Here is a 10,668-nt window from a genome sequence, read left to right on the forward strand (position 1 = left end):
GCTTCCCGCCGGCGGGGAGGGGTGAAGAAAGGGTCGTTGATGTTCGATCGTCTTAAAACTTTGCTCGCGCCGTCCGAGACAAAGGCCAGCCGCACGGCGAAGCTGCTTGCCTTCGAGAGCGGCGGCCGCGCGCGGTGGACTCCGCGCGATTATACGGCGCTGTCGCGCGAGGGTTATCTCAATAACGCCATCGTGCATCGCGCAGTCCGCCTTATCGCGGAGAACGTGGCGTCGTGCAGCTACCTCGTGTTCGAGGGAGCGCAGGAGCGCGAAGCGCATCCGCTCTCCCTCCTGCTTTCACGGCCGAACATGCGGCAGCACGGCGGTGCATTCCTCGAGATGCTGGTGTCGCATCTCTTGCTGTCCGGCAACGCCTATATCGAGGCGGTTGCGCTCGACGGTGCGGTGCGCGAGCTCTACGCGCTCAGGCCCGACCGCATGAAGGTGGTGCCGGGTGCCGACGGTTGGGCGGAGGCGTATGAGTATGGCGTCGGCGGTCGCAGCGTCCGTTTCGATCAATCGTCATCCGCGGTACCGCCGATCCTGCACCTGACCTTCTTTCATCCGCTCGACGATCATTATGGCCTCGCGCCGATCGAGCCAGCGGCGGTTGCCATCGACACCCACAACGCCGGATCGACCTGGAACAAGGCGTTGCTCGACAACGCTGCGCGGCCCTCCGGCGCGCTGGTTTATTCCGGTCCCGAGGGCGCGGTGCTGTCGGATTCGCAGTTCGACCGGCTGAAGCGAGAACTGACCGATACCTATCAGGGTGCGGTGAACGCCGGCCGGCCGCTGCTGCTCGAAGGCGGGCTCGACTGGAAAGCGATGTCGCTGACGCCGAAGGACATGGATTTCCTTGAGGCCAAGCACACCGCCGCTCGCGAGATCGCGCTCGCCTTCGGCGTGCCGCCGATGGTGCTCGGCATTCCCGGCGACAACACCTATGCGAATTTTCAGGAGGCCAACCGCTGCTTCTTCCGCCAGACGGTGTTGCCGCTGGCGTCCCGTATCGGCAATTCGTTTGCGCAATGGCTGTCGCCGCAGTTCGGCGACGGCATCCGCATCGTCGTGGACGCCGACCGGATCGACGCGCTTGCCGCCGATCGTGCCGCGCTGTGGGAGCGCGTCAATAGCGCGGCGTTTCTCACGCTCAACGAAAAACGCGAGGCGGTCGGTTACGCGCCGATCGAGGGCGGAGACCGGCTGGAGTAGGCGAGCTGCTCGTTTTCGCCCCCTCCCTCTCTCCACGCGTGGGAAAGAGTGAAAGAAATGTCTGATCTCATCCGCATCTTCAGCGAGCGCGGCGACCTCGCGCATCTTGCGCTGTTTCTGTGGGCGAGCTCCGCCAGCGCCGGCCTGCTGTTCGCGCTGCGCGAACTATCGGCCGCTTCGCGCCGCTTCGACGATTTCGTTCGCGAACTGCAGCGCTTCAATCGCAAGGCGCATCGCCGCGCCGAAACCCTCAACAAGGATCGGGACTGATGGATACACTTCACAGCGTTCTGCGCTCGTTCAGCGCCGAGACCAAATCCGCGCGGGATCACCTCTCGGTGTTTCGTGAATTCCTCGCGCATCTCGACCAGATCCAGCGCAAGGCGCCGGCTACGAAAGCGTCGCGCCCAAAACCGCCGGCCCGGCGCAAGCCGGTGAAGCGCAGCCGCAAGGGCTGAGCGCAGCCAAGTAGCGTTCGTCCGAACGCGGCGCGCTCCGGCACGATACGTCGTTTTCGAATTTCAGAAATCCGTTCCCCCGCCCATTTGCGAGGCCGATCATGCACGCCCCTTTGTCGTCAGTGTCGCGTCTATCGTTCTCCGGCGACGGCACGGTTGAAGGCTACGCCAGCCTGTTCGGCGAGATCGACCAGGCACGCGACATGGTGATGCCGGGCGCGTTCGCACAGACTTTGAAAGCGAGGGGCTTGCGCAAGATCCCGATGCTGTTCCAACACGACCCCGGCGAGCCGGTCGGCATCTGGCTCGAACTGCGCGAGGATTTCCGCGGCCTGTGGGCGCGGGGAAAGCTGATCCCCGATGTGATGCGCGCACGCGAACTGCTGGCGCTGGTCGAGGCCGGTGCGGTAGACGGACTGTCGATCGGTTACCGCACTGTACGCGGCCGGATCGAGCCGCAAACGCGCGTGCGAAAACTCTATCAGGTCGATTTGTGGGAAATTTCCATCGTCACCTTCCCGCTGCTGGCGGGAGCGCGTGTCCGCGCGGTGAAGCAGGCGACACCCCAGTCGTCGCGCTCGCGTGTGCGGATACAGGCCGAGCGCGAATGGCGGAGCATGACGGAGGCCGCGGATGAACCGGCGCCGCGGCTCCGCCCGCGCCCGGTGATGGTTTCTGCGTCGCTGCGCGGACGAGAGGGACGACGTGACGCGTTGCGGGCGGTCTCGCGTGGCCACATGGTTGGAGGGCGCTGATGCAGATCACGCCGGGTTGCTATTTGTAATCGGTGCAGGCGGTGTCCTGTCGCGGTCTCGTCGGCGGTTGCCGCGCCTCACCGCTTGAACGCCAGCGCCGCCGAAAGCCCCGCGATGGTGCCGACGCAGACCGCCGCGCCGCCGGCTACCATGCCCCAGTTCAGGAAATAGAGCGCGATCGACAGCAGCGTTTTTTCGCTGCTGTCGCCGAGCATCACAAAGGATATCGCGAACGCCACCAGCAGCGCCGCGCAGGCGGCGATCCAGAGCCAGGCTGGGACGCGCCGCGAGGGCTGCATTGCGTACCACGCACTGCCGGCGGCGGCGACGGCGAGAGTTATCCAGACAAAGATCAGAAAGCGCATGGGTTCGCCTCGACGGTGCTGCCGTTGCGGGGGCCATTCTAACGCTATTCCGGCTCTGATGGAATCAAAGCCGGACTTCTTTGTTTTGACGCGTTTCTGGACGCGAACGGTACCCATCCTCGGGTGAAGCTAGAGGACACGCTTCGCTCGAAAACGCCAAGGCCCAAAGCTTCGGCAGTCAAGTCTCGGGCAGTCAAGCCTTGGGCGACAAGGTCATGGAACCATTACCACTGAGGAGAATGTGAATGGACTTCGATATCACCGACACTGCGCCGGAGCACAAATCCGGCGTCGCCGTCCGCGGAGACTATGACGACTTCCGCGTCACCTTCGAGGAGTTCAAGGCGGCCAACGACGAGCGCCTGGCGCGGCTGGAGAAAAAGCGCGGCGACGTGCTGCTGGAGGAAAAAGTCGACCGCATCAATGCCGCGCTTGATGTGCATCACAAGCGCATGGACGAACTGGCCCTGAAGCACGCCCGCCCGGCGCTCGAGGGTCGCGGTCGCATCGTTAGCGACGTGGCATCCCGCGAGCACAAAAGCGCGTTCGAAGCCTATGTGCGGGGCGGCGTGGCTGGCGCCTTGCGCGAGTTGGAGACGAAGGCGATGTCGGTCGGCTCCAATGCCGACGGCGGTTATCTGGTGCCGGTCGAACTCGAGCAGACCATCGGCGAGCGACTGGCGGCGATCTCGCCGATCCGCGCGCTTTCGTCGGTGCGCACCATCTCCGGCAATGTCTACAAGAAGCCGTTCATGACCGCGGGTCCCGCCACCGGCTGGGTCGGCGAGACGGACTCGCGGACGCAGACCACGTCGCCGACGCTGGATGCGCTGAGCTTCCCGGCCATGGAGCTTTACGCCATGCCGGCGGCGACCGCGACGCTGCTCGACGATTCCGCCGTCAACATCGACGAGTGGATCGCGCAGGAGGTGGAGCTGACCTTCGCGGTGCAGGAAGGCGCGGCCTTCGTCAACGGCGACGGCACCAACAAGCCGAAGGGCTTTTTGCAATCCACCACGGTCGCCAACGGCTCGTGGGCCTGGGGCAGCCTCGGTTATATCGCCTCCGGCGCGGCCGGCGCGTTCGCATCGAGCAATTCGTCCGATCCGTTAGTGGACCTGATCTACGCGCTGAAAGCGGGCTATCGCCAGAATGCCGCCTTCGTGATGAACCGCAAGACGCAAGCCGCGATCCGCAAGTTCAAGGACACCGGCGGCGCGTATCTATGGCAGCCGCCGGCGCAGGCGGGGGGACGTGCGTCGCTGATGACGTTCCCGCTGGTCGAGGCCGAGGACATGCCTGATGTCACGGCGAATTCGCTGTCGATCGCGTTCGGCGATTTCCGCCGCGGCTATCTTGTGGTGGATCGCACCGGCGTTCGCGTGCTGCGCGATCCGTATTCAGCCAAGCCTTATGTGCTGTTCTACACGACGAAGCGCGTCGGCGGCGGCGTGCAGGACTTCGACGCCATCAAGCTCATGAAGTTCGCGACGAGCTGAGGCGAGGAAATAAACGGCGCGCTTCGAGCGCGCCGTTTTGCTTCTTAGACGCGCGTTGTTCATCAGGACATCTCAATGCCATCGCTTCCCGACGCCTGGCTGTGCCATCAGCAATCGCGATGGCTGCGGCCGGATGCGGCACTCTGGGTTCGTCCCGACGCCGCGCAATTTCTTCAGCCCGGCGTCGATGTAGTCAAAGCGTTTCCCGCGCTGGCGCGCAAATACAATCCGGACCAGCCGCGCGTGCCGGCAGGCAGCTCTGATGGCGGGCAGTGGACGGATGGCGGCGGTTCGCATCCAGCCGCCCAGGAGCGGGGCCTCATTCAACTCGCTGGCGATCCGCCACCGGGAATGGGGCACAACCAAGGTCCGCCGCTGGACGAGCCGCCGGGGATTCCGTCAGAACGACCTCTTACGAGTGCGCAACGAACGGCATTCTTACGCGCTGCAGCTAGCTGGCTGGCGAGACATCCTGGTCTTGCCGGCGAGATCTATACGGGTACCATGAACAATGTGGAATGGCTTAAAGACTACCACGACCTCATTCAGGCTGCGCGCGACGACCGAAAACACTCGAGGAGCTACAAGCCAACGTTGGCCTGAAGCGGCCAGGGTATGATGATCACCACATCGTAGAGCAGACATGGGCGGAATATTATGGCTTTTCGCGATCGCAGATTGATGATCCGTCAAACCTCGCTAGCATTCCGAGGCTGACGCATTACCAGATCACAGGATGGTATGGAACTCCTTCTCCCGATTATGGAGGAATTTCGCCTAGGGAATATCTTCGTGGCAAGGATTGGGAAACGAGACGGCAGGTCGGTCTGGACGCTTTGATGAGATTCAAGGTTTTGCAGCCATGAAGCAAACCGAACTTAAAAAGATGAGCTCCGCAGATCTTGTTGGCCATTTCGCGCAGATCGTCGTCGCCCAGGACGTGGCTCTGCTCGGCGGAAAACGCTCAACATTTAATCGCCTCTTCAAACAGATGATGGATGTAGCCAACGAGTTGAAGGCTCGGGAAGACGATCAACGACAGTTGCTAATCGAGCTCTATAGCTTCCCGAACATGCAGGTCCGCGTTCAGGCGGCTAAACTGACTCTTGCTGTTGCTCCCGTTGCCGCTCGGCAACAGCTTGAAGCTATCGCCGAAACGCACTGGATGCCGCAAGCGGGTGCTGCCGGCATGTCGCTTTCGAATCTTGATCGTGGGATATTCAAGCCGAGCTGACGGAATCGTAGGATTGTCGCAACTTATATCCCCGCGCCCCAGCCTCTCGCTGTCTTCAAAATCCAGTCGCGATAGAGCGCGAGCGGCGTGACGCCGGTGAGGCCGCCGCAGCCTGATGCATTATTCGGCCCTGTCGACCAGCTCACCACGCCGGCGATGACGGGGCCGCCGCTGGAATCGAGAAATGCCGGCGCGCCGGAATCGCCGGTGCAGGCGCCGAGGCCTGCGCGCGCGTTGTCGGTTGCGGGATCGACCAAGCGGATTTGCAAGGTGCCGGGTCGCCCCGTCACCGCAAGACTCGCTGCGCGAGCTACGCCGCCGCTGCGGCCGTCACCGGCGACCGCGACTCCCATGCCGATGACGGTGAGGCGCTGACCCGCGGTAACCGGCAGCAGCGCGCCGCCGAGCGTTTCGGGTTGCGTGGCGAGCGGTGACGCGAGTTGCAATAGCGCGACGTCCGCGGTGGCGCGGTGCGCGAGCAGGTTTTGCATATTGAATTGCGGATGCGACGCGGTGCGTCTGATGTCGAGCAGCCGCGGCGGCCGGCTCTTGTAATCCACGATCTTGTAGGTGGTGCCGGGCGCGATGCAGTGCGCTGCAGTGAGAATGATATCGCGCGCGATCAGCGTGCCGGTGCAGGACGTGCCGCGCGAGCCGACGATGGTGACGACCGCGTTTCCCACCGCAGGCGAGGGCGCACCGCCGCCGCCGACCATGGCGAATGTGGATTGCGTCGCCGCCAGCGCCGTCGCGACCGCAGCCAAACGAATGAATTGCTGAATCATGCTGCGATGTGAGCCATCGCACGAGCGACCTGTCAACATTTGCATCGTTACAGCGAGGACAACCGATGCCGTCGATACTTCTGAGCGGACCAGCGATCGAACTGTGGTCGGTTGCGGAGGCCAAGAGCTTCCTGCGCGCCGAGAACGATGACGACGACACCGTGATCGCCTCGCTGATCGCTGCCGCGCGCAGTCATGTCGAAGCAATGACGCGCTGCGCGCTGATTGCGCAGACCTGGTGTTTCGTGCTGGATCAGTGGCCGAAGGATGGCCGGATCAAGCCGGGCAGGGGACCGCTGCGGGCGCTGACGGCAGCGCGGGTTTACGACTCTGCGGGCAGCGCCACCACGATCGACGCCGGGACATTTGTCATCGACAAGGCGGGTGGTGTGATTGCGTCATCGGAGTGGGCTTTGCCAGCGCCAGGACGCCCAAGCGCCGGCATCGAGCTCGACGTGGAGATCGGCTTCGGGACTGCGGCGACCGACGTGCCGGATGTGTTGCGCCATGCGGTGCGGACGCTGGTGGCGCACTGGTACGAGAACCGCGGTTTGATCGCGATCGGCCAAACGGTCGCGATCATGCCGGCCAGCGTCAGCGCCATGATCGCGAGCTATCGCGTCCCCGCGCTCTGATCGTTTCTGCATTCTCGAAAAGGACATCATGATGACCAGCGCCAACGCCGCGCTTCGCGCCGCCGTGCACGACGCACTTGCCGCCGACAGCGGCCTTCATGCCGCGCTCGGCGGCGCGCGGGTCTATGACGAGCCGCCGCGTGGCGCGCTGCTGCCTTATGTCAGCATCGGCGAGGCGCGCATCACCGACGCATCGGTCGATGACGGGCCGACCCAGGAACACCAGATCACGCTTCATGCGCGCTCACGCCAGGGCGGGCAAAGCGAGGCCCACGCCATTGCCGGCGCGGTGTTGCAGGCGCTCGACGATGCGCCGCTCACGCTCACAGGCCACCGGCTGGTCAATCTCCGCTTCGCGGTCGCCGATATCAGGCGCGAGTCCGATGGCCGCACCTATCACGCACAGGTGCGATTCCGCGCCATGACCGAACCCACAATCTAGTTCAAGGAGCCATCATGGGCGCACAAAAGGGCAAGGACCTGCTGTTGAAGATGAGCGACGGCACGAGTTTCGTCACCGTCGCGGGATTGCGCAGCCGCAGGATCGCGTTCAACGCCGAGATCGTCGATATCACCAACGCGGAATCGACCGACCGCTGGCGCGAGCTTCTGGCGGGCGCTGGCGTCAAGCGCGCGTCGCTGTCGGGCCGCGGCCTGTTCAAGGACGCGGCTTCCGATGCGCTGGTGCGGCAGGCGTTCTTCGACGGCACGATCAGCGACTGCCAGGTGGTGGTGCCGGATTTCGGCACTATCGAGGGAATGTTTCAGATCTCGAGTCTCGAATTTTCCGGCGAGCACAACGGCGAGGTGACGTTCGACCTCGCGCTGGAGTCCGCCGGCGCGCTGACCTTTACGGCGATGTGAGGTTTGCTGACTTCCCTCTCCCCTTGTGGGAGAGGGTGCATAGGCGGCCCTTGGCCGCCGTTCACGAATAGAACGCCGATGCTTTGCACGGCTATGGCGGAGCGAAGGCGGGTGAGGGGTTCGTCTCGGTCGCAAGCTCCCCTCACCCGGTTTCTCACTTCGTTCGAAACCACCCTCTCCCGCAAGGGGAGAGGGACAAACGAGGTCACTTTATGCCGAACAAACATCGCGGCGAGATTGCTGCTGAACTTGGCGGACGGCAGCGCACGCTGGTGCTGACGCTGGGCGCGCTGGCCGAACTCGAATCCGCATTTGGAGCCGACGACCTGGTGGCGCTCACAGAGCGCTTCGGCTCGGGGCGGGCGTCGGCGCGCGACCTGATCCGCATCATCGGCGCGGGGCTGCGCGGCGCGGGCGAGGCCATCACCGACGACGATGTCGCTGTCATGACGGTCGATGGCGGCGCGGCTGGTTTCGTCAGAATCGCGGCCGAGTTGATCGCCGCGACCTTCGATGACGGCGCCGCGCGATGAAGCCGTTTCCATGGGCAGAGGCCATGGGATTCGGCTTCGGAGTGTTGCGGCTTGCGCCGGACGCTTTCTGGCGGATGACGCCGCGCGAACTGGCGCAGGCGATCCGCGCGGTCCGCGGGGCTTCCGTCGTGCCGCTGGCGCGGACTGACCTCGACGATCTGTTGGCGCGGTTTCCCGATGCGCCATGCAAGGGAGGACGCAATGGCTGACGATACGAGCTTGCAGGATACATCGAGCACGCTCGACAGCATCACCGCAAAAACCCAGGCGCTCACGATCAGCGCGGGCGGCTTTGCGCGCGCAATGACGCAGGCGTTTTCCTCCTCGGTCAGCGGCGGCAAGCAGTTTGACGACGTGCTGAAGACCTTGGCGCTGCGCGTCTCCAGTCTCGCGGTGACCGCCGCGTTCAAGCCGCTGACGGCGAGCCTAACCAGCGGCATCTCCGGCCTGTTCTCGGGCCTCGCCGGAAGCGCTGGCGCGGCCGCCGCTGGTGGTCAGGCCAACGCGCTCGGCGCCATCAAGCCGTTCGCATCGGGGGGAGTGATCGGCGCGCCGAGCTATTTCCCGATGATGGACGGCGGCGTCGGCCTTGCCGGTGAGGCAGGGCCGGAAGCGATCATGCCGCTGGCACGCGGTCCCGATGGCCGGCTCGGCGTCTCCGGCAACGGCGGCGGCAACAGCATCACGGTGCAGATCGCGACGCCTGACGTCGACAGTTTCCGCCGCTCGGAGAGCTACGTCACAGGCCAGATTGCGCGCGCGGTGGCACGGGGACAGCGGAGTTTGTGACGCATGACCAGCTTCCACGAAATCCTGTTTCCGCTCGATGTCGCGCTGAAGAGTGCGGGCGGGCCAGAGCGACGCACCGATATCGTCAACTTCGGCTCGGGTCGCGAGGCGCGCAACGCGCGCTGGGCGCAGTCGCGGCGGCGCTACGACGCCGGTTACGGCGTCAAGACACTCGATGCCTTGCAGGCCGTTGTTACCTTTTTCGAAGAGCGGCGTGGCCGGCTTTATGGTTTCCGCTGGCGCGACCGGCTGGATTGCTGCTCGGCGATGACCGGCATTGCGATCTCGCCGCTCGATCAGGTCATTGGCATCGGCGACGGCACGACCGCAGCGTTTCAGTTGATCAAAACCTATGGCGGCGCGTTCGCGCCCTATGCGCGCGCGATCGCCAAACCGGTGGCTGGCAGCGTACGCATTGCGGTGGCCGACGGTGAGGCCGCATCCGGCTCCGCGTTCACCTGCGATGCCACCACCGGCCTCGTGACGTTTCTCGCCGGGCATATTCCGCCGGCGGGGGCAGCCGTCACCGCGGGATTTAATTTCGACGTGCCGGTGCGGTTCGACACCGACTACCTCGAGGTTGATCTCGCGACCTTCGCTGCCGGCGCCATTCCGAAAATTCCGCTGGTGGAGATCCGCCCGTGAGAAGCATCCCCTCCGCGCTTCAAACAAGACTAGACTCCGGTGCGACCACGCTCTCGCACTGCTGGATCGTGACGCGGCGCGACAGCGTCGTGCTCGGCTTCACCGATCACGACCGCGATCTGGTCATTGATGGCGTCACCTGCCGCGCCGGGACCGGCTTCACCGCATCGGAAGCGACCAGCCGGTTCGATTTGTCGGTCGATGGTTCGGAAGTCTCCGGTGCGTTTTCCGATGACACCCTGACCGAGGCCGATCTCGCCGCCGGGCGATACGATGCCGCCGAGGTCGTAACCTGGCTGGTGGACTGGAGTGAGGCCTCGCTGAAAATCCTGACCGCGCGCGGCACGCTGGGCGAAGTCCGGCGCGAGGGATCAGCGTTCACCGCGGAGTTGCGCGGGCTTGCGGATGCGCTGTCGCAGGATAGCGGGCGCCTCATCACGGCGCGTTGCGGCGCTGATCTTGGCGACGCGAGGTGCCGGATCGATCTTGGCAATGCCGCGTATCGCGGCAGCGGCGCAGTGGGGGTCATCGAAGGAACATCGATCGTCGCGGTCTCGGGCCTCAGTGGTTTTGCCGATGGCTGATTCACGGCGGGCCGATTGAACTGGACCAGCGGCGCCAATGCCGGCGTTGCGGTTGAGGTGAAACAGCACCGCGTTGTCGCGGGCGAAGTGCGGCTGTCGCTGTGGCAGGCCATGGCCGAGCTAATAGCGGTCGGCGACAGCTTCGCGATCACCGCCGGCTGCGACAAGAGTTTCGCGACCTGCCGCGATCGGTTTGCCAACACCGATAATTTCCGCGGCTTTCCGCAGATTCCCGGCAACGATTTCGTCGTGAGCTATCCGCTGCCCGGTTCGCCGGACAACGGCATCGGCAGCTAGATGTGAGAGG

At 64.5% G+C, this 10,668-nt stretch carries 16 protein-coding genes and 1 pseudogene; 15 read left to right on the plus strand and 2 right to left on the minus strand.

Translation table 11 applies throughout. From position 1 onward, the window contains the following. Nucleotides 1-39 precede the first annotated feature (39 nt). The 4 genes from ACSZOQ_RS04460 to ACSZOQ_RS04475 all read left to right on the plus strand — a co-directional run bounded on the left by ACSZOQ_RS04460 (nucleotide 40) and on the right by ACSZOQ_RS04475 (nucleotide 2,428). A complete protein-coding gene (locus tag ACSZOQ_RS04460; protein WP_439924828.1) occupies nucleotides 40-1,215 on the plus strand; it encodes a phage portal protein in 1,176 nt (391 codons plus the stop codon). 57 nt (nucleotides 1,216-1,272) lie between these two features. Beyond that, nucleotides 1,273-1,485: a hypothetical protein gene (locus ACSZOQ_RS04465; RefSeq protein ID WP_439924829.1), complete on the plus strand. Its 213-nt coding sequence runs from the start codon at nucleotides 1,273-1,275 to the stop codon at nucleotides 1,483-1,485. Then, entirely contained in the window at nucleotides 1,485-1,673 is a 189-nt protein-coding gene (locus ACSZOQ_RS04470; protein ID WP_439924830.1) for a hypothetical protein, read from the plus strand. The genes ACSZOQ_RS04465 and ACSZOQ_RS04470 overlap by 1 nt, the downstream gene beginning before the upstream one ends. Before the next feature lie 101 nt (nucleotides 1,674-1,774). Then, on the plus strand, nucleotides 1,775-2,428 hold the full coding sequence (locus tag ACSZOQ_RS04475) for an HK97 family phage prohead protease (protein ID WP_439924831.1): 654 nt from the start codon (nucleotides 1,775-1,777) through the stop codon (nucleotides 2,426-2,428). 77 nt (nucleotides 2,429-2,505) lie between these two features. Here ACSZOQ_RS04475 and ACSZOQ_RS04480 read toward each other — a convergent pair whose 3' ends face one another. Continuing rightward, nucleotides 2,506-2,793, minus strand: coding sequence for a hypothetical protein (locus tag ACSZOQ_RS04480; RefSeq protein ID WP_439924832.1), 288 nt, complete (start codon nucleotides 2,791-2,793; stop codon nucleotides 2,506-2,508). Between the two features lie 245 nt (nucleotides 2,794-3,038). On the opposite strand from ACSZOQ_RS04480, the gene ACSZOQ_RS04485 reads away from it, so the two are divergent. From ACSZOQ_RS04485 to ACSZOQ_RS04495, 3 genes are all read left to right on the plus strand, one after another. Further along, nucleotides 3,039-4,292, plus strand: coding sequence for a phage major capsid protein (locus tag ACSZOQ_RS04485; protein ID WP_439924833.1), 1,254 nt, complete (start codon nucleotides 3,039-3,041; stop codon nucleotides 4,290-4,292). Nucleotides 4,293-4,367: 75 nt separating this feature from the next. After that, nucleotides 4,368-4,895 carry a hypothetical protein gene (locus ACSZOQ_RS04490; RefSeq protein ID WP_439924834.1) on the plus strand — a complete coding sequence of 176 codons (528 nt, stop codon included), beginning with the start codon at nucleotides 4,368-4,370 and terminating at the stop codon, nucleotides 4,893-4,895. Nucleotides 4,896-5,154: 259 nt separating this feature from the next. Then, the gene (locus ACSZOQ_RS04495; protein ID WP_439924835.1) at nucleotides 5,155-5,526 is read left to right on the plus strand and encodes a DUF2019 domain-containing protein; all 372 of its coding nucleotides are present in this window, start codon (nucleotides 5,155-5,157) and stop codon (nucleotides 5,524-5,526) included. Nucleotides 5,527-5,549: 23 nt separating this feature from the next. Here ACSZOQ_RS04495 and ACSZOQ_RS04500 read toward each other — a convergent pair whose 3' ends face one another. After that, a complete protein-coding gene (locus tag ACSZOQ_RS04500) occupies nucleotides 5,550-6,311 on the minus strand; it encodes a S1 family peptidase (protein WP_439924836.1) in 762 nt (253 codons plus the stop codon). Between the two features lie 65 nt (nucleotides 6,312-6,376). On the opposite strand from ACSZOQ_RS04500, the gene ACSZOQ_RS04505 reads away from it, so the two are divergent. From ACSZOQ_RS04505 to ACSZOQ_RS04540, 8 genes and pseudogenes are all read left to right on the plus strand, one after another. After that, nucleotides 6,377-6,946, plus strand: a complete 570-nt coding sequence (locus tag ACSZOQ_RS04505) for a head-tail connector protein (RefSeq protein ID WP_439924837.1) — start codon at nucleotides 6,377-6,379, stop codon at nucleotides 6,944-6,946. Between the two features lie 31 nt (nucleotides 6,947-6,977). Further along, nucleotides 6,978-7,388 carry a DUF3168 domain-containing protein gene (locus tag ACSZOQ_RS04510; protein ID WP_439924838.1) on the plus strand — a complete coding sequence of 137 codons (411 nt, stop codon included), beginning with the start codon at nucleotides 6,978-6,980 and terminating at the stop codon, nucleotides 7,386-7,388. A 14-nt stretch (nucleotides 7,389-7,402) separates the two neighbouring features. Next, the gene (locus tag ACSZOQ_RS04515; protein WP_439924839.1) at nucleotides 7,403-7,810 is read left to right on the plus strand and encodes a phage major tail protein, TP901-1 family; all 408 of its coding nucleotides are present in this window, start codon (nucleotides 7,403-7,405) and stop codon (nucleotides 7,808-7,810) included. Between the two features lie 212 nt (nucleotides 7,811-8,022). After that, on the plus strand, nucleotides 8,023-8,343 hold the full coding sequence (locus ACSZOQ_RS04520) for a gene transfer agent family protein (RefSeq protein WP_439924840.1): 321 nt from the start codon (nucleotides 8,023-8,025) through the stop codon (nucleotides 8,341-8,343). Next, nucleotides 8,340-8,552: a rcc01693 family protein gene (locus tag ACSZOQ_RS04525; RefSeq protein WP_439924841.1), complete on the plus strand. Its 213-nt coding sequence runs from the start codon at nucleotides 8,340-8,342 to the stop codon at nucleotides 8,550-8,552. Before ACSZOQ_RS04520 ends, ACSZOQ_RS04525 begins: the two co-directional genes overlap by 4 nt. Next, complete coding sequence (locus ACSZOQ_RS04530; RefSeq protein WP_439924842.1) at nucleotides 8,545-9,132, plus strand: phage tail tape measure protein; 588 nt, start codon at nucleotides 8,545-8,547, stop codon at nucleotides 9,130-9,132. Before ACSZOQ_RS04525 ends, ACSZOQ_RS04530 begins: the two co-directional genes overlap by 8 nt. A 3-nt stretch (nucleotides 9,133-9,135) precedes the next feature. After that, nucleotides 9,136-9,777 (plus strand): phage distal tail protein, Rcc01695 family, encoded by a 642-nt coding sequence (locus tag ACSZOQ_RS04535; protein ID WP_439924843.1) that lies wholly within the window; start codon nucleotides 9,136-9,138, stop codon nucleotides 9,775-9,777. Beyond that, nucleotides 9,774-10,658: pseudogene (locus ACSZOQ_RS04540) on the plus strand (DUF2163 domain-containing protein). The gene ACSZOQ_RS04535 and the pseudogene ACSZOQ_RS04540 overlap by 4 nt, the downstream one beginning before the upstream one ends. The last annotated feature ends 10 nt before the right edge of the window (nucleotides 10,659-10,668 follow it).

Origin of the sequence: Nitrobacter sp. JJSN, assembly GCF_051912485.1 — a bacterium.
Taxonomy (GTDB): domain Bacteria; phylum Pseudomonadota; class Alphaproteobacteria; order Rhizobiales; family Xanthobacteraceae; genus Nitrobacter.

Bases quoted from the DNA above. Each gene is read 5' to 3' on its own strand.
- ACSZOQ_RS04460 (WP_439924828.1), top strand. From the start codon at position 40: ATGTTCGATCGTCTTAAAACTTTGCTCGCGCCGTCCGAGACAAAGGCC.
- ACSZOQ_RS04465 (WP_439924829.1), top strand. From the start codon at position 1,273: ATGTCTGATCTCATCCGCATCTTCAGCGAGCGCGGCGACCTCGCGCAT.
- ACSZOQ_RS04470 (WP_439924830.1), top strand. From the start codon at position 1,485: ATGGATACACTTCACAGCGTTCTGCGCTCGTTCAGCGCCGAGACCAAA.
- ACSZOQ_RS04475 (WP_439924831.1), top strand. From the start codon at position 1,775: ATGCACGCCCCTTTGTCGTCAGTGTCGCGTCTATCGTTCTCCGGCGAC.
- ACSZOQ_RS04480 (WP_439924832.1), bottom strand. From the start codon at position 2,793: ATGCGCTTTCTGATCTTTGTCTGGATAACTCTCGCCGTCGCCGCCGCC.
- ACSZOQ_RS04485 (WP_439924833.1), top strand. From the start codon at position 3,039: ATGGACTTCGATATCACCGACACTGCGCCGGAGCACAAATCCGGCGTC.
- ACSZOQ_RS04490 (WP_439924834.1), top strand. From the start codon at position 4,368: ATGCCATCGCTTCCCGACGCCTGGCTGTGCCATCAGCAATCGCGATGG.
- ACSZOQ_RS04495 (WP_439924835.1), top strand. From the start codon at position 5,155: ATGAAGCAAACCGAACTTAAAAAGATGAGCTCCGCAGATCTTGTTGGC.
- ACSZOQ_RS04500 (WP_439924836.1), bottom strand. From the start codon at position 6,311: ATGATTCAGCAATTCATTCGTTTGGCTGCGGTCGCGACGGCGCTGGCG.
- ACSZOQ_RS04505 (WP_439924837.1), top strand. From the start codon at position 6,377: ATGCCGTCGATACTTCTGAGCGGACCAGCGATCGAACTGTGGTCGGTT.
- ACSZOQ_RS04510 (WP_439924838.1), top strand. From the start codon at position 6,978: ATGACCAGCGCCAACGCCGCGCTTCGCGCCGCCGTGCACGACGCACTT.
- ACSZOQ_RS04515 (WP_439924839.1), top strand. From the start codon at position 7,403: ATGGGCGCACAAAAGGGCAAGGACCTGCTGTTGAAGATGAGCGACGGC.
- ACSZOQ_RS04520 (WP_439924840.1), top strand. From the start codon at position 8,023: ATGCCGAACAAACATCGCGGCGAGATTGCTGCTGAACTTGGCGGACGG.
- ACSZOQ_RS04525 (WP_439924841.1), top strand. From the start codon at position 8,340: ATGAAGCCGTTTCCATGGGCAGAGGCCATGGGATTCGGCTTCGGAGTG.
- ACSZOQ_RS04530 (WP_439924842.1), top strand. From the start codon at position 8,545: ATGGCTGACGATACGAGCTTGCAGGATACATCGAGCACGCTCGACAGC.
- ACSZOQ_RS04535 (WP_439924843.1), top strand. From the start codon at position 9,136: ATGACCAGCTTCCACGAAATCCTGTTTCCGCTCGATGTCGCGCTGAAG.